The 15,174-nt window shown below is 71.6% G+C and carries 13 protein-coding genes and 1 pseudogene; 8 read left to right on the top strand and 6 right to left on the bottom strand.

What is annotated here, in order from left to right; genetic code table 11:
• Positions 1–372: 372 nt before the first annotated feature.
• The 4 genes from F603_RS0117980 to F603_RS35120 all read left to right on the top strand — a co-directional run bounded on the left by F603_RS0117980 (position 373) and on the right by F603_RS35120 (position 6,515).
• The gene (locus F603_RS0117980; RefSeq protein ID WP_026328516.1) at positions 373–2,223 is read left to right on the top strand and encodes a flavin-containing monooxygenase; all 1,851 of its coding nucleotides are present in this window, start codon (positions 373–375) and stop codon (positions 2,221–2,223) included.
• Positions 2,213–3,820, top strand: coding sequence for an NHL repeat-containing protein (locus F603_RS0117975; protein WP_019547369.1), 1,608 nt, complete (start codon positions 2,213–2,215; stop codon positions 3,818–3,820). Before F603_RS0117980 ends, F603_RS0117975 begins: the two co-directional genes overlap by 11 nt.
• Before the next feature lie 425 nt (positions 3,821–4,245).
• Complete coding sequence (locus F603_RS0117970; RefSeq protein WP_019547368.1) at positions 4,246–6,288, top strand: prolyl oligopeptidase family serine peptidase; 2,043 nt, start codon at positions 4,246–4,248, stop codon at positions 6,286–6,288.
• Between the two features lie 83 nt (positions 6,289–6,371).
• Positions 6,372–6,515 carry a hypothetical protein gene (locus F603_RS35120; RefSeq protein WP_158678654.1) on the top strand — a complete coding sequence of 48 codons (144 nt, stop codon included), beginning with the start codon at positions 6,372–6,374 and terminating at the stop codon, positions 6,513–6,515.
• A gap of 67 nt (positions 6,516–6,582) precedes the next feature.
• On the opposite strand, the gene F603_RS0117960 is transcribed toward F603_RS35120, so the two are convergent.
• Both F603_RS0117960 and F603_RS35900 read right to left on the bottom strand, forming a co-directional pair.
• On the bottom strand, positions 6,583–7,041 hold the full coding sequence (locus F603_RS0117960; protein WP_019547366.1) for a pyridoxamine 5'-phosphate oxidase family protein: 459 nt from the start codon (positions 7,039–7,041) through the stop codon (positions 6,583–6,585).
• A 198-nt stretch (positions 7,042–7,239) separates the two neighbouring features.
• A pseudogene (locus F603_RS35900) lies at positions 7,240–7,342 on the bottom strand (VOC family protein); the annotation flags it as partial.
• Positions 7,343–7,414: 72 nt separating this feature from the next.
• On the opposite strand from F603_RS35900, the gene F603_RS0117955 reads away from it, so the two are divergent.
• Positions 7,415–7,645 (top strand): WHG domain-containing protein, encoded by a 231-nt coding sequence (locus F603_RS0117955; protein ID WP_019547365.1) that lies wholly within the window; start codon positions 7,415–7,417, stop codon positions 7,643–7,645.
• Between the two features lie 328 nt (positions 7,646–7,973).
• On the opposite strand, the gene F603_RS0117950 is transcribed toward F603_RS0117955, so the two are convergent.
• Positions 7,974–8,522, bottom strand: a complete 549-nt coding sequence (locus F603_RS0117950; protein WP_019547364.1) for a hypothetical protein — start codon at positions 8,520–8,522, stop codon at positions 7,974–7,976.
• 102 nt (positions 8,523–8,624) lie between these two features.
• On the opposite strand from F603_RS0117950, the gene F603_RS0117945 reads away from it, so the two are divergent.
• Positions 8,625–9,341, top strand: coding sequence for a response regulator transcription factor (locus F603_RS0117945; RefSeq protein ID WP_019547363.1), 717 nt, complete (start codon positions 8,625–8,627; stop codon positions 9,339–9,341).
• Positions 9,334–10,659 (top strand): sensor histidine kinase, encoded by a 1,326-nt coding sequence (locus F603_RS0117940; RefSeq protein ID WP_019547362.1) that lies wholly within the window; start codon positions 9,334–9,336, stop codon positions 10,657–10,659. Before F603_RS0117945 ends, F603_RS0117940 begins: the two co-directional genes overlap by 8 nt.
• Before the next feature lie 46 nt (positions 10,660–10,705).
• Here F603_RS0117940 and F603_RS0117935 read toward each other — a convergent pair whose 3' ends face one another.
• The 3 genes from F603_RS0117935 to F603_RS0117925 form a co-directional block, all read right to left on the bottom strand.
• Positions 10,706–11,467, bottom strand: coding sequence for a polyphosphate polymerase domain-containing protein (locus tag F603_RS0117935; protein WP_019547361.1), 762 nt, complete (start codon positions 11,465–11,467; stop codon positions 10,706–10,708).
• A 71-nt stretch (positions 11,468–11,538) separates the two neighbouring features.
• Complete coding sequence (locus F603_RS0117930) at positions 11,539–12,156, bottom strand: DUF4956 domain-containing protein (protein WP_019547360.1); 618 nt, start codon at positions 12,154–12,156, stop codon at positions 11,539–11,541.
• A gap of 1,233 nt (positions 12,157–13,389) precedes the next feature.
• Positions 13,390–14,361, bottom strand: coding sequence for an NAD-dependent epimerase/dehydratase family protein (locus F603_RS0117925; RefSeq protein WP_019547359.1), 972 nt, complete (start codon positions 14,359–14,361; stop codon positions 13,390–13,392).
• A gap of 103 nt (positions 14,362–14,464) precedes the next feature.
• Between F603_RS0117925 and F603_RS0117920 the strand changes: the two genes are divergently transcribed.
• Entirely contained in the window at positions 14,465–15,169 is a 705-nt protein-coding gene (locus F603_RS0117920; protein WP_019547358.1) for a TetR/AcrR family transcriptional regulator, read from the top strand.
• The last annotated feature ends 5 nt before the right edge of the window (positions 15,170–15,174 follow it).

Genomic DNA, 15,174 nt, shown 5'->3' with positions numbered 1-15,174 from the left:
GCCCACCGCAGTTTTAAGTCAGTTGTTTGACTTACGGGACGGTGCTCCGGTTGACTTCGGCAGAGCACGCGCCGCACGGCCGGAGGAGAGACCCGCTGCATGGACGCCCACGTCCGCCACCGACGGCCCGCCGCTCCCGGGTCCGCCCGGACGCAGGGACGCCGCCTCGCACGCATGCGCGCGGTGCTGGCCACGGGCCCGGGCCGCGCTCGGTCCGGCCGCGAGCACCGCGCCTGAACCGCGCGTTCCGAAACCCTCCGTAGACGCCCGGAGTCCCGGCCGCCCCGACTCCGCGAGCGCCCCGCAGGGCCCTCGCGCTCCGCCGTGCACACCGTCCACGCAGCAACGCCCACCGAGAGAAAGAGGACGTCGATGTCCGCATCCACTCCCCCCGCCGAACCCCCCGTCAGCGAGGAAGAGTTGTCGGTGCTGCGCGCCCGCTACCGCGCCGAGCGGGACCGCCGGGTCCGCCCGGAGGGAAACCAGCAGTACCAGCGCGCCGAGGGAGAGTTCGGCTACTACGCCGCCGACCCCTACGCGGACCCGGAGTTCACCCGCGAGCCGTTGGAGGACCGCGTCGAGGCCGCCATCGTCGGCGGCGGGTTCGGCGGGCTGCTCGCGGGGGCGCGGCTGCGTCAGGCCGGGGTCGAGTCGATCCGCGTGCTGGAGGAGGGCGGCGACTTCGGCGGCACCTGGTACTGGAACCGGTACCCCGGCATCCACTGCGACATCGAGTCCTACATCTACATGCCGCTCCTCGAAGAGGTCGGCTACGTCCCGCAGTGGAAGTACGCGCCGGGCGAGGAGATCAGGCAGCACGCGCAGGCGATCGGGCGCACCTTCGACCTCTACCGCGACGCCTGCTTCCAGACCCGCGTCACCGAACTCCGCTGGGACGACGCCGAGTCGGAGTGGATCGTCACCACCGACCGCGGCGACCGGATGCGCGCGCGGTACGTCGTCACGGCGAGCGGCACCCTCAGCCAGGCGAAGCTCCCCGGCATCCCCGGCATCGAGACGTTCAAGGGCCACACCTTCCACACCAGTCGCTGGGACTACGCGTACACGGGCGGCGACGCCGACGGGAACCTGCACAAGCTCGCCGACAAGCGCGTCGCGCTCATCGGCACCGGCGCGACGGCGATCCAGGTCGTCCCCCATCTCGGCGCCGACGCCGCCGAGTTGTTCGTCTTCCAGCGCACGCCCTCCACCGTGGACGTACGCGCCAACCGGCCCACCGATCCCGCGTGGGCGTCTTCGCTCGCCCCCGGCTGGCAGCGGGAGCGCAGGGAGAACTTCCTCACCCTCGTCGCCGGCGGTGCTGTCGAGGAGGACCTCGTCGCCGACAGTTGGACGAGCAGCGCCCGCCTCCACCAGAGTCTCCTGCCGAGCGACGGCTACCGGGACGTCGCCCCGGAGGAGCGCGAACGCGCCCTGGAGGTCGCCGACTTCCACAAGATGAACGAGATCCGCAGCCGCGTCGACGCACTCGTCGCGGACCCGGAGACGGCCGAGCTCCTCAAGCCCTGGTACCGCTACATGTGCAAGCGGCCGACCTTCAGCGACCACTACCTCCAGACGTTCAACCGCCCCAACGTCACCCTCGTCGACACCGCGGACACGCACGGCGTCGAGCGCCTCACTGAGACCGGCGTCGTGGTGGGCGGGAGGGAGTACGAGGTCGACTGCATCATCTTCAGCACCGGGTTCGAGGTCGGCGTCTCGGGGATCACCTCGGGCCGCCTCCCCGTCCACGGCAGGAACGGTCTGCCCCTGGGCGAGGCGTGGCGGGAGGGGCCGCGCACCCTGCACGGCTTCTACTCGCACGGCTTCCCCAACCTCTTCCAGCTCGGCCCGCTCCAGAACGCCAGCTCCGTCAACTTCGTGCACGTCCTCGACGAGCAGGCGTCCCACGTCGCCGAGGTCGTCGCGGCGGCACGGCGGAGCGGGGCACTGCGCGTGGAGCCCTCGCGCGAGGCCGAGGCGGAGTGGCTCGCGACGATCCGCGAGAAGGCCGCCGACCTGTACAAGTTCCACGCCGAGTGCACCCCCGGCTACTACAACAACGAGGGAAGGCCGAGGCAGCGCAGCGAGTCCTTCGGCGACGGTCCCGTCGCCTTCCACGCGCTGCTGCGGCAGTGGCGCACCTGGGGCGGTCTCGACGAGGTACTCGTCGAGGCGGCCGACGGGCGCGGCTGGAAGGAGAGCGCCGATGCCCAGTGAGTACGCCGCGAACGGCTCCTCCCCGCAAGGAGGTTGGGAGGCGAGCAGGCTCAATCCGCCGACCCCGCTGTGGGGTTCCAACGGCGTGGCCTTCGGCCCCGACGGCAGGCTGTACGTCGCGCAGTTCCTCTCCGGCCGGATCAGCGCACTCGACACGGGCAGCGGCGACGTCGAGGTCGTCGTGGGCCCGGGCGACCCCGTCCAGTCGCCCGACGACCTCGCCTTCGGCGCCGACGGTTCGATGTACATCGCCGACCTCGTCCCCGGACGCGTGTGGCGCCGCTCCCCGCAGGGCGCGTACACCCTCGTCTCGGACCGGGTGAAGGTGCCCAACGGCATCACCTGCGTGGGCAACCGACTCTTCGTCAACGAGATGAAGATGGACGGCCGGCTGCTGGAACTCTTCACCGACGGCCGCGAACCCGTGGTGGTCACCGAGGGGCTGGCGATGGGCAACGCGATGCAGATCGGCCCGGACGGCTGCCTCTACTACCCGCACATGATGACGGGCGAGGTCTGGCGTGTCCCGGCGGACGGCGGGCCCTCCGAGGTCGTCGCACGCGGCGTCCACGAGCCCGTCGCCGTCCGCTTCGACCAAGGCGGCGTCCTGCTCGTCCTCTCCCGGGGCGAGTCGGGCCTCGTCACCCGCATCGACCTGCACGGCACGGGCTCGCGTTCCCTCATCAGCAGCGGGCTCGTCGGCCTCGACAACGCTGCCTTCGACGCGGAGAACCGCATGTTCGTCTCCAGCTTCGCCAGCGGAGGCGTCACCGAGATGCACCCCGACGGGCGCACCCGGGAGGTGCTGCCCCGCGGCCTCAGCGGCCCCTACGGCGTCACGATCGACCTGCGGGGCACGGTGTACGCGGCGGACCACTACCGCCTCGCGGAGCCCGCCGACCGCGCGGCCCCCGGCACGACCGACGTGGTCACCCGCCGCCTGAAGCCGTTCGCGCACGGCATCGTCGCCGACGGCGAGCTGCTCCACCTCACCTCGCAGTACGGCAGCGTCGAGACGTACGACCCCAGGGACGGGACCACCCGCGTCCGCGCGAGCGGGCTGCGGCAGCCGACGGGCGTCGCCGTCGCGCCGGACGGCGCACTCGTGGTGGCCGAGAGCGGCGCGGGCCGCGTCGTCTCCCTCGGCGAGGACGACGCGGTCTCGGTCCTCGCCGAAGACCTGCGGCACCCCGTCGACGTGGCCTTCGACGCGGAAGGACGCTGCTACGTCAGCGACGACGTGCTCGGCGCCGTGCTGCGACTCGACGAGGAGGGCGCTCACCCCCTCGCCGAGGGGCTCGAAGGCCCGCAGGGGCTCACCGTCCTCGGCGCGCGCGTGTTCACCGTGGAGGCGGAGGCGCGCCGACTGCTCGGCATCTCCCTGGAGACGGGTGAACGACGCGTCGAGAGCGAGGAGTTGGCGCTCGGCACCGCGCCTGCGGAGCAGCCCGCACTCTTCGCCCACGGCATGCCCGGCATCCCCCGCCTCTTCGCGGGTCTCACCGCGGCGCCCGACGGCTCCCTGCTCCTCTCGGCGAACGGGGAAGGCACGGTGGTACGGCTCTCGCCCACGAACGGCGGCGCCACGGAGGGATGACGGCGGCCGGGGGCTGCGCGTGCGCCCCCGGTCCCCGACCGGGGGCGCCGCAGCGTCCGGCTCGTGTACCCGACGTCGACGTGGAGCACGGTCACGTACCGCGCGAGCCACAGGTTGACCTGTGCCTGCCCGGACCGGCCGGGCAGGCACAGCCGGGGCGCTTGTTCCTTTTCGTGAAGGTGCCGAGCCCACCGCCGGAATCCACCTGCGGTGGCGCTCGCACCGTGCCTGTCTCGGCTGCCGTGCCGTGCGGTTGCCGAACCTCGAGGCGAGGCCGCCGTTCCCGGCCGGGGCGCGCGTCGTCACGTCGCCGAAGGCCCCACCCGTCGGCGCCCGGCACCGTCCCGGAACCCGCGAGCGGCATCGTGCTAGACATGCACCGGCCCGTACCGCGTCCGACGGGGCCGAGAGCAGAGAGGTGAGCCGTGCCCGAGCAGGACCCGTACGCGTGGTTGGAAGACGTCGACTCCGAGGCAGCGCTCGCCTGGGTCGGCGAGCGCAACGCGGAGACCGTCGCCGCGCTCACGGCCGATCCCGCGTTCGAGGGGCTCAGGGACGCGGTGCGCGAGGTCCTCGACGACACCGCGCGCATCCCCTACGTCGTCCGCCGCGGCGGCCACCTCTACAACTTCTGGCGCGACCACGACCGTCCGCTGGGGATGTGGCGGCGCACCACCCTCGACGAGTACCGCTCACCGGCACCCCGCTGGGAGACGCTCCTCGACGTGGACGCGCTCGCCGAAGCCGAAGGCGTCCGGTGGGTGTGGGCGGGCGCCACCGTCCTGCGGAACGGGCCGCCGCGTGCCCTCGTGGAGCTCTCCCGGGACGGCGCCGACGCCACGGTCGTCCGCGAACTCGACCTCGACCGGGGCGCGTTCGTCGAGGACGGCTTCCGGCTCCCGGAAGCGAAGAACGCGGTCGACTGGATCGACGAGGACCACGTCTTCGTCGCCACCGACACCGGGCCCGGCTCCCTCACCGACTCCGGCTACCCCCGAACCGTGCGGCGCTGGCACCGCGGCACCCGGGTCGGGGACGCACCCGTCGTCTTCGCCGGTGCTGCGGACGACGTCTCCGTCGGGGCCTGGCACGATCCGGCACCCGGGTTCGAGCGGGACCTGGCCGTACGCCATCGGGACTTCTGGCACAGCGAGTTCTTCCTCCTCGCCGAGGACGGCGAACCCGTGCGCATCGAGGTGCCCGCGGACTGCGAGCCCCAACTCCACCACGAGCAACTGCTGGTGAGGCTGCGCTCGCCGTGGCTCGGGCAACCCGCGGGGTCGCTGCTCGCCTTCCCGCTCGACGCGTTCCTCGCGGGCGAGCGGACGTACGAAGTGCTCTTCACCCCCGACGAGCGCACCGTCCTCGAAGAGTTCACCACCACCCGCAGCCGCCTCGTCCTGACGACGCTCACCGACGCGTCCACGCAACTGCACCTGCTCAGCCCCGAACCGGGCGGCGGCTGGTCGCGCAGCCCCCTCGGCGAGGTGCCGCCGCTCGCCACCGCCACCGTGACCGCGACCTCGCCGTACGAGGACGACGAGACGGCGGAGGAAGTCCTCTTCGACGTCGGCGGATTCCTGCAACCCTCCGCGCTGCGCCGGGTCGTGGCCGGCCGTCCGGGGGTCGAGACCCTGCGCCGCGCTCCGGCACGGTTCAGGACCGAAGGGCTGTGCGTACGGCAGCACTTCGCACGCTCGGCCGACGGAACGCGCGTCCCGTACTTCGTCGTCGGCCCCGAGGACCGCGACGGCCCGGCGCCCACGCTGCTCTACGGCTACGGCGGCTTCGAGATCTCGCTCACTCCGGTCTACTCCGCGGTGACGGGCCGGAGTTGGCTGGAGCGCGGCGGCACGTACGCGGTGGCGAACGTCCGCGGCGGCGGCGAGTACGGACCCGCGTGGCACCGGGCCGCGCTCGGCGCCCGCCGGGAGGCGGCGTTCGACGACTTCGCGGCGGTGGCGCAGGACCTCGTCGCGCGGGGGATCACGACGCCCGGGCGCCTCGGCGCCTCCGGGGGCAGCAACGGGGGCCTGCTGACAGGGGTGATGCTCACGCGCCATCCCGAACTCTTCGGCGCCGTCGTCTCCGAGGCGCCGCTGCTGGACATGGCGCGGTACCACCGCCTCCTCGCAGGCGCCTCCTGGACGGCCGAGTACGGCGACCCCGAGGTGCCCGAGGAGCGGGCGCACCTGCTGCGCTGGTCTCCGTACCACAACCTGCGGACGGGGCACGGCTCTCCTCCCCTCCTGCTGACGACCTCCACCCGCGACGATCGCGTACACCCGGGCCATGCACGGAAGATGGCCGCTCGCATGCGCCAACTCGGGCTGCCCTTCGAGTACTTCGAGAACACCGGCGGAGGGCACTCGGGCGCCTCCGACCACGGCGACGCGGCCTTCCTCGAAGCGCTCGTCCACACCTTCCTGTGGCGGGAGTTGGGCGAGGAGCGGCGGGTACCGGAGTGACCGGGTGACCGTCGGCACCTCCCGCCGGCAAAGAAGGACTCACGCATGCCTTCGTGGACGGCGGCTGCCGACTTCCTGCCGCGGTGCTGCGATGCTGCGGCCTCCTGCTGCCCGTTCTCCTCGCCCGCCCGGTGCGGGACCGGGGCGACGCTCTGCTGACGCCGGTCGTCGGCGCGGGAGGCGTGCTCGCGTCGCTGGCCCTGCTGGAGACGGCGTTGATGCTGTGAACACGCGCCGTGCAGAGGCGAGTTGGGCCGCGCCCGGCGCGACGGGTCGGCCACCGTGCAGCACGTCCTAGCCGTCGAAGTCGAGCGCCGTCCCGTACAACCGCTGCACCCTCAACCGGACGACGACCCGGCGCTCGGCCACGAGCTGCTCGAAGAACGCCTCTTCGTCGAGAGGCTTCTCCGACTCCGGGACGATCGCCAGCAGCTCCCGCCCGATCGCGTCACCCGGCGTGACGGTCGGTTCCGAGACCTCGGCCTCGCCCTCGGCCACGGCGAACGACCAGATGTCGCCGCCCGAGACGTGCAGGGCCGCACGCGGATCACGCCGCAGGTGTGCGACCTTGACGCGGTCGGCGGTGGTGGAGAACCGCACGAGGCGCGCCTCGGCGTCCCAAAGGTAGAGCATGGTCGTGAGGTGGGGGTGGCCGCTGCGCTTGGTAGTGGCCAGAGTGCCGAACTGCTGGGCGGCGAGCACGGCGGAGAGGGCGTCGTCGGTCAGGCTGCGGGGACCTGGTTTCTGCGTCATGGTGCGGCCAACCTCCGTGCAGCGCAGGGTATTCCGCGTCGACAGGCGACCAACTGACGGACACACAAGGCAAGTTCTGCTCCACCGATCGGAAGAACGAACGAAAGAGGAGACCCCTGCCGAAGCCGACCAGCGCCCCGCAGCGGCGGACTTACCCCTCGCCTACGGGCGCCCCGCCCGCACCCGGGCCACCAACCGCTATCGCACCTCCTGGATGCGGATGTGGTCACCGGCCGGGGTCCCGGAAGGCGCAGTCCCGGGCGCCGTACGGCTGCTCCGTCGGCTCCTGCAACGGCCGCGCATACCCCCGATCGCTCCGATCCCGCACCCGCCGCAACCGCACGAGATCGCTCGGGATCGACGAGATGAGGACGTGGATGCGCACCAACACCGCCTGGTCGACTGGCTACACGCCCACACGGACCTCGGTCCGGAAGCCCGCCGCTCGGGCGGCGCGCTCGCCGGCACCATGCTGGCCTGGTCCCACCTCCACGGCACCGTCAGCCTCGAGGTCACCAACCAGTACACGGGCATGGGTCACCGGGCGGCCACCCTGCTCGACAGCCAACTCCACATGCTCGCCGACGCCTTCCGACACCCCTGAGGCCACCGGCAGACAGTCTGCGTGCAGAGTGCGCGGAGGTCGTCGCACATGGCCGAAGCCGTCCAGGCCGTGGAGGTCCCAACGTGATCGTCGACGCGGTGTGCACGCTGCGGGCCGCCCTGCGTGTCCTACGCCGCCCCTGAACTCCTCGCCCGTCACGTCTGTTGGGCAGACAAGTGCGCGGAATCCCCCGAGAGCCCCACCTCGCCCCCTGCGCCCCTGCGACAGCGGTCCGCCTTTCCGGAGAGCTCGAGCACCTCTCGGCCCGTCTAGCTAGCGGCAATGCGTGGAAGACGCATCAGTCGCGCAGAACGCCAGGGCGCTCGGTTCAGTCATCGTCATCATCGTCGTCCTCGCCCTCCGAGACGGTGATCGGACGTGGCTTGCCGTGCTCGCAGTTGACGCCGACCGTCATCTCCCTGAGCTCATCGTCCTCGGAGTCGTCGTCCGCGAGCGGTTCGAGCTCCAGTACGGCTGTGGCAGCCGGGCCTCGGTGGGCCTCGTCGACGGCGTATCCCTCGGCCGGGCTCCAGCTCAACAGTCGCACCGTGCCGTCCGGGCGGCATTCGGCCACGGCGGTGGCCACGCCGTGCGCGAAGCGGACAGTGGCGGTGTGGGGGTGGAGCCGGGGCGAGTGGGAGAGGGCTGGCGAGTCGGAAGGCGTGGGCGAAGCGGAGGGGCCTCTGTCCCGCTCGGTATGCGCCAGTTCGTGTCGAACCGCGCTGTCACCCAGCGGTTCCGGCCGTTCATAGCGCCCCTCGGGGGTCGCGTGCGTATAGGACCATGCGCCCAGCAGCGCGGCTGCCACCACCGAGCACAACCATGCGGCGCCGATGAGCCGTTGGCGAGTGGGGGTGGTGCGCGCGCCTTCGTCCATGGGGTTCAGTCTGCCGCGCCTTCCCCTAACGTCCGGTTAGCGCAGGCGTAAACCCCCGCTTCACGGTTCTAACGCCGATGACCGGCTGGGTAGCGTGTCGGTATGCCGCATCTCCTGGTCATCGAGGACGATCCCCAGTTGCGCAATGCTCTCCTCCGCACGCTGCGCGACCGGGGCCACGCCGTGGCAACCGCCTCCACCGGCATGGGCGGACTCGAGGAGGCGGTAACGCACCGCCCGGACCTCGTCGTACTCGATCTCGGCTTGCCGGATGTGGACGGCGCGCGAGTGCTGCGGATGCTGCGCGCGGTGAGCGACGTGCCGGTGATCGTGGCCACGGCGCGGGACCAGGAGCCGGAGATCGTCGCGGCGCTTGGCGACGGGGCGGATGACTACGTGGTCAAGCCGTTCGGTTCGGGCGAGTTGGACGCCCGCGTCAAGGCGGTGCTCCGGCGGCTGAAAGGCACCGCCCCGCAGGAGGCGGAACCCCCGATCCGGGTAGGCGGGCTCGTCATCGCGCCGTCCGCCCGCGAAGTGACGCTGGACGGTGCGCCGGTGGACCTGAAGCCGCGCGAGTTCGACCTGCTGTGCTACCTGGCGCAGCGGGCCGGCCAGGTCGTCTCCCGGCGCGAGCTCCTCGCCGAGGTCTGGCAGCAACCGCTCGGAGGTGCCGACAAAACGGTGGACGTGCACCTGTCGTGGCTACGCAGGGAGCTCGGCGAGACGGCGCAGCGACCGCGCTATCTGCACACCGTGCGCACGGTAGGGGTGAAGCTCAGCGCGCCCGAGGACAGACCGGCGGAAGACGAGCATGCGTAGGCAACTGCTGCTCCTCATCGGCGTCACCACGGCGGTGGTGCTGGCGGCGCTCCTCGTGCCGCTGGGTACGCTGGCCCACCGCAACGCCGAGGACGAGGCCCTCACCGACGCGACCGAGCGTGGCCAGTCGGTGGCGGCGGTGGTCGGCGGCTCCCTCAGCTCCGACAATTCCGACCACGCCGTGATTCAAGGGGTGTTGGACGGACTCAACGGAGCGGACCAGCCGCGTACGTCCGTCGTCCTTGCCGACGGGACGGTGCTGGGGCGCTCGACGGAGGAGGTGAGCGGGCCCGCGTTGCGGCTGGCCCGGAGCGGACGCGCCTTCACCTACGCGCCCGACGCGGGTGGGCGGGTCGTCATGGTTCCTGTGCTGGGCGGAGCCCGCGCGGAGAACGGCGACGCGGCCGTGGTGGAGGTCGCGGTGAGCCCGGAACAGTTGCGCACCGGCGTGCTGCCCTCATGGTTCGCCTATGCGGGGCTCGGGATCGCGCTGACGCTGCTGGGGCTGGCCATAGCGGACAGACTGGCCGGCCGCCTCATCAGGAGCACACGACGGATCGCGCGGGTGGCAGACCAACTGGCGGCCGGCGACCTGGAGGCGCGGGCGAAAACGTCCGGGCCACGCGAACTGCAGGTGTTGGCGACCCGATTGAACGAACTGGGGGAACGCATCGGCGTCCTCGTCGCAGCGGAGCGGGAACGGGCCGCCGACCTGGCGCACCGGCTACGCACGCCGGTCGCCTCGCTGCGACTCGACGCCGAGGCCCTCCGCGAGCTGCCCGGATCGCGTGACGCCGACGACCCTGTCACCCGCATCGGCACCGGGGTAATGGCCCTGGAGCGGAGCGTGGACGAGATCATCCGGGCCTCCCGCAAGGCAGCGGCGGACCCGAGCGGCTCCCGCGCCGACCTGGCGTCCGTCACGGCGGAGCAGGTCGCCTTCTGGGCCCCGTTGGCAGAGGACCAGGACCGCACGGCACAAGTGTCGGTGCCATCGCGCCCAGTCCAGGTGAAGGTCTGCCCGGACGATCTGCGCGCCGTGTTGGACACCCTCATCGGCAACGTCCTGGACCACACCCCGGAAGGAACCGACCTACGGGTGACGGTCGCCGAGGACGGCGTCCTTACGGTGGAGGACGACGGCTCCGGCTTCCCCGATACGAGCATCACCACTCGTGGCAGCAGCGGCGCCGGCTCGACGGGGCTCGGCCTCGACATCGCACGCCGAACGGCGGAGGAGTCGGGCGGCGGGATCGAACTGGGGCCGGGGCCCGGCGGCGTGGGAGCGCGGGTGCGCTGCCGCTTCGGGCCCGCGTGAGGGGGCCATTCAAAAGGGGGTCCGATCAGCTCGCGGCAGCGCCCGACTAGGCGAGCGAGCCGTACATCTGACGCAGCGCCCGTCGCCACCGGTTTCCCGGCAGGGAGGGACGCAGCGCGGCCAGGGACGCGTACTTGGTGAACTCGGCGGCGCGTATCCCGTAGCCGTGCAGCAGTCGGTCCACGTCGCTGAGGTGCCCCGTCGACTTCGTCTCGACCACCAGCAGATCGTCCGACCCATGTACTGTCGCGCCGCCGCCGTGCACATCGCCCGCCTCGTCCCTGCAGACCAGGCCGGCGTCGCAGGTGACGCGCTGCCCCGCGGCCGCGAAGGTGAGCCGAACGTAGTCGGTGACCAGGGAAGGACGGAGTGCGGAGGGCGGTGCGACGCCGTACGACACCCACAGCGTCTCGCGGAGGAACCGGTGCTGCTCCTCCCGCAACGCTCCGTTGTACGCGGCTCTTTCGGAGAGAGGCTGCCGGTGCTTGACCGTCTCGCTCCGCCGTCCCTTGAGCTTCACCTCGAACCACCGCTCGCCCGAGTCCACGTACAGCCGTTCGCGGGCCTTGTACCGCTGCCGGCGTCCCTGACGGTGGTCGTGGAAAGTACGCAGCCCCGCGGTGTCGTAGTAGACGGAGTGGTAACTGAAGCACCGGCGTCCGCCGATCTCCAGCACCCGGAAGGAATCGCGACGACGCCGGTCGGTCAGCCGGGCGACGAGATCGGTGAACACAGGGACCGGGACGAGGTAGGCGCGGTCGATGCGCACCAGCAGAGACGCGTTCGACACGACCTCGCCCAGCGACACGGGATGTCCTGCGTCTGCGGCGAACCGCAGCGCTCGAACGGCGAGGGAATCGGGCGACGGCCGGCCGGCGATCATACGGCCGACCCGTTCAGACGGCCGACCGCTTCGGTGTCGTACCGGGCCGCATCGGCGCCGGAGGGGCGGTAGCGCACGTCGACGAGAGTGAGGTCGCGCACGTAGTCGACCTCCTGCACCTTCCACGACAGCGGCTCCCCCAACCGCGCCCGGATGTAGGAGTCGATCGCCTTCGGCTCGGTCACGGCGGCATCGAAGGTGACGACGGCCCGGTAGGTACGCGCGAAGAGCCGCGGGTGATCGGCGACGTACACGGCGGCGAGCGGAAGCACGCAGAGCGTGACAGCGACGGGGAACGGCACATGCGGAAGGCCGGAGATGAGCCCGAGCACGAGCGAGGTGAAGTAGTAGCCCACCTCCTCGCTCTGGATCGACTCCGATCGCAGCCGGACGATCGACAGCACCCCGAAGAGCCCGAACCCGAGCGCCAGCCCACCCCCCTCACCGACTTGCGCGAGCGCCGCGACGACCGCGAAGAGGGAGACGTTCAGCGCGAGGTAGGCGGGCACCAGGTCCCGGCGCCGGTGCCGGGGGAAGTACAGAGCGAACGTCAGCACCGACACCGCGGTGAGATCGAGTGCGAGGCGGGCGAGGAGGTGACCGAGGAGTTCCATGAGCAGGAGTCAAGCGAATCGGGGGTTAACCCCGCTTCTCGTGGACGCTAACGAATGGTCAACCCCACCGGGGCGCTTCCGGCGGCATCCGGTGGAGCGCGCACGCGACGGGGATGTCGCCGACTGGCCGCTGTCGTGATCGTTTCTTTCGGTGCCTGGTGTTTGGCATGAGCGGAGTCGAGCGCCGTGCAGCCCGGATGTGTCCGCGATGACGATGATCACGCGGCGGTCCCGGTCCGGGTTTCGCGACCCGCTGCGTCGGCAACCGCATCACGGGTGTTCCGCTCGGCAAGGGGTGCGACCGGCCTCTCGAAGGCGCCGGTTTCACCGACCGAGTCAGGCGAGCTGGGGCTCGGGCCGCCGCTCAAGGGCGCTCGCAGCGGCCTTCCGGCCACGTCGGTCGCGAGCACGCTCGGCACGAAGCCGAACACCGCTTAGCAGACCAACACCAGAGCGGGGCCTGCCCGAACCGGTCCCGCCGAAGAAGGCGTTGGCGCGCAGCAGTCTGCCCGAGGCGCCGGGCAGGAGGAGTTGCCCGAACGTGGCGCAGCCCTCGGGCAGCCAGTGCTTGCGGATCGAGCCGTTGCCGCCTGTTCCACATCTCGTCGTGCTCCGGTTGGCCGGACTGTCGGGCAGGGCGCGTTCTCCCCACTTCACGAGGCACGCGTCGGCTGACCTGGGCCCCGCATCGTCCCGGAATCGCAGCAGGTTGGCTCGCCGACCGGCCGCAACCACCGCTACCGGCCCGCCTGTTGGTGGTTGCCGCGGCTAGGATTTACGAGGTCCGCGACGAGTAGACGGCACGCGGGTGTGTTCCTTCGCCAAGACGAACGCCCGCATCACGTGGCGGTAGAGCACGGCGTTCTGCGCGGTGAGGTGGGCGAAGACACCGAACCTGCTGGGTCCCCCTGCCTCGGCTGCGGCACTGACAGTCATCGGCAGGCATCTTCTCCTGACAACCGTCCTTCTGGCCAGGAACCGGGGGACTTGGCTGATTCACCACTGCATTCGGCGCTCTCGAGGGCCGGTTGGGCCCAAAGTGCACGACTGTCCCGGGGCCGCGCAGCAACCGTCGTTCCGGGACGCTCGCGGAGGGACACCGTCCAGGAGAAGCCGTCTCCCGGCCCGGCGGGGACGGGCCTCGCTCCATGGACTGCTTCCGGGAGCTCGCCGTAGTAGGCCCCTCCGCGGGTCGTTCGTCACCGACAGCCGCCGCCGGCCGGGCAGTTGCCCTCACACCCCGAGGAACTCCCGATACCAGGCGACGGTGTCCCGCACCGTGTCCTCGAGCCCGAAGGGCTGAAGGCCGTACGCGCCCCGGATCGCCGAAGAGTCCATCACCTGCGGCTCCAGGTGCTGGTAGAAGAGTTCCGCGTAGGAGTCCATGAACGTCTCGTCGAAGGGGCCGAACGGGCGCGGCTCCGTTGTGACGGTGAGCTTCAGGGGCTTGCCGACGTGCTCTTCGAGCAGCGTGAAGATCTCGCGCGTGGTGCGCGCGGGGGCGGTTGGCAAGTGCCAGGCGCGGCCGTCGCCCTCGGGGTGTTCGCCGAGGGTGGCGAGGCCCGCGCTGACGTCGCGGATGTCGGTGTAGCTGTGCGGCAGGTCGATGTCCCCGAGGCCGAAGACGTCGGTGCCGGTCAGCGCGCCGGGGAAGACGCCGCCGCCGAGTGTGGAGTTGAGGACCCTCGGACCGACGAAGTCCCCCGAGCGCCCCAGTACGACGCGTGCGCGCCCGTCGCGGTGCGCGGCCAGGTAGCGCTCGTCGAGGGCGGCGCGCATCCGGCCCTTGGCGGTCGTGGCACGCCAAGGGGTGTCCTCGGTCATGACCTCGCCGTGCGTCTCTCCGTACGGGTAGAGGGTGTCGAGGACGACGAGACGGGCACCCTCCGCCTCGACCGCGGCCAACACGGCGTCCTGGATGGCCGGCATCACCTCGACCTGGAGGTGGTAGGCCACGTTGACGCAGTGGTAGACGACGGCCGCCCCCTCGATCGCCGCCCTCGCCCCCTCGACCGTGGCGACGTCGCCCTTGAGGCGGCGCACGCCCTCGGGAGCCGGGCCGTTCCCCGAGCGGTCGACGAGGCGGACCTCGTGCCCGCGCCGGGCGAGCTCCTCGGCGAGCGTCGTGCCGGCAGGCCCGGAACCCAAGACGACGTGCAGATCACGGACGGTGGTCGCCGCGGAGGCGTTTGCTTCTCTATCCATGGTTAGAACTTATAACTCTTCCGAATGCCCATCGCAAGCGAGTGAGCCGATATGCTGGCCGAGGCCCGCAGGGGAGGCCCCACCACACGACGGAGGAGATCGGATGACCGCGCCCGCTGGACCGCGCGCCCGCTACCGGGAACAGGTCCGAGAGGAGATCCGGGCCGCCGCCCTGCGCCAAGTCGCGGAGAGCGGCGTCCAGGGCATCGCCCTCAACTCCATCGCGCGACGGATAGGGATGTCGGGGCCCGCCCTCTACCGCTACTTCGCCGGCCGCGACGAACTCCTCCACGACCTGGTCCGCTCCGCCTACGACGACATCGGCCGGGCGATCAACGCCGTACCGCGGCAGCAGGACCCCCGCGCCACCCTCCTCGCCCTCGGCCGGGCCTACCTCGACTGGGCCGTCGGGGAACCGCACCGCTACCTGCTCATCCAGGGGCCGCCCGCGCCGGGCTACGCGTCCCCGGCCGACACCGTCGAGCGCGCCCGCACGGCGATGGGCCCGTTCGTCGCCGTCTTCGCCGAGGGCGAGCCGACCGCCCAAGTGCAGCCCGTCGCCGACGAGATGCGGACGTGGATGCAGACCGACACCGCGGCGGTGGACTGGCTGCGCGCCCACACCGCTCTCGATCCGCAGGCTCCCCGCGCCGCCGGTGCCCTCGCCGGCACCGTACTGGCCTGGTCCCACCTCCACGGCACCGTCAGCCTTGAGGTCACGGGCCAGTACACCGGCATGGGCCACCGAGCCGCCACCCTGCTCGGCAGCCAACTGCGCATGCTCGCCGACGCTTTCCGGCTCCCCTGAACCCC

This window comes from Streptomyces sulphureus DSM 40104 (assembly GCF_000381025.1).
Classification (GTDB): Bacteria; Actinomycetota; Actinomycetes; order Streptomycetales; family Streptomycetaceae; genus Streptomyces; species Streptomyces sulphureus.
The sequence above is the reverse complement of the archived record's forward strand: the minus strand, read 5'-3'. Positions and strand labels throughout refer to the sequence as shown.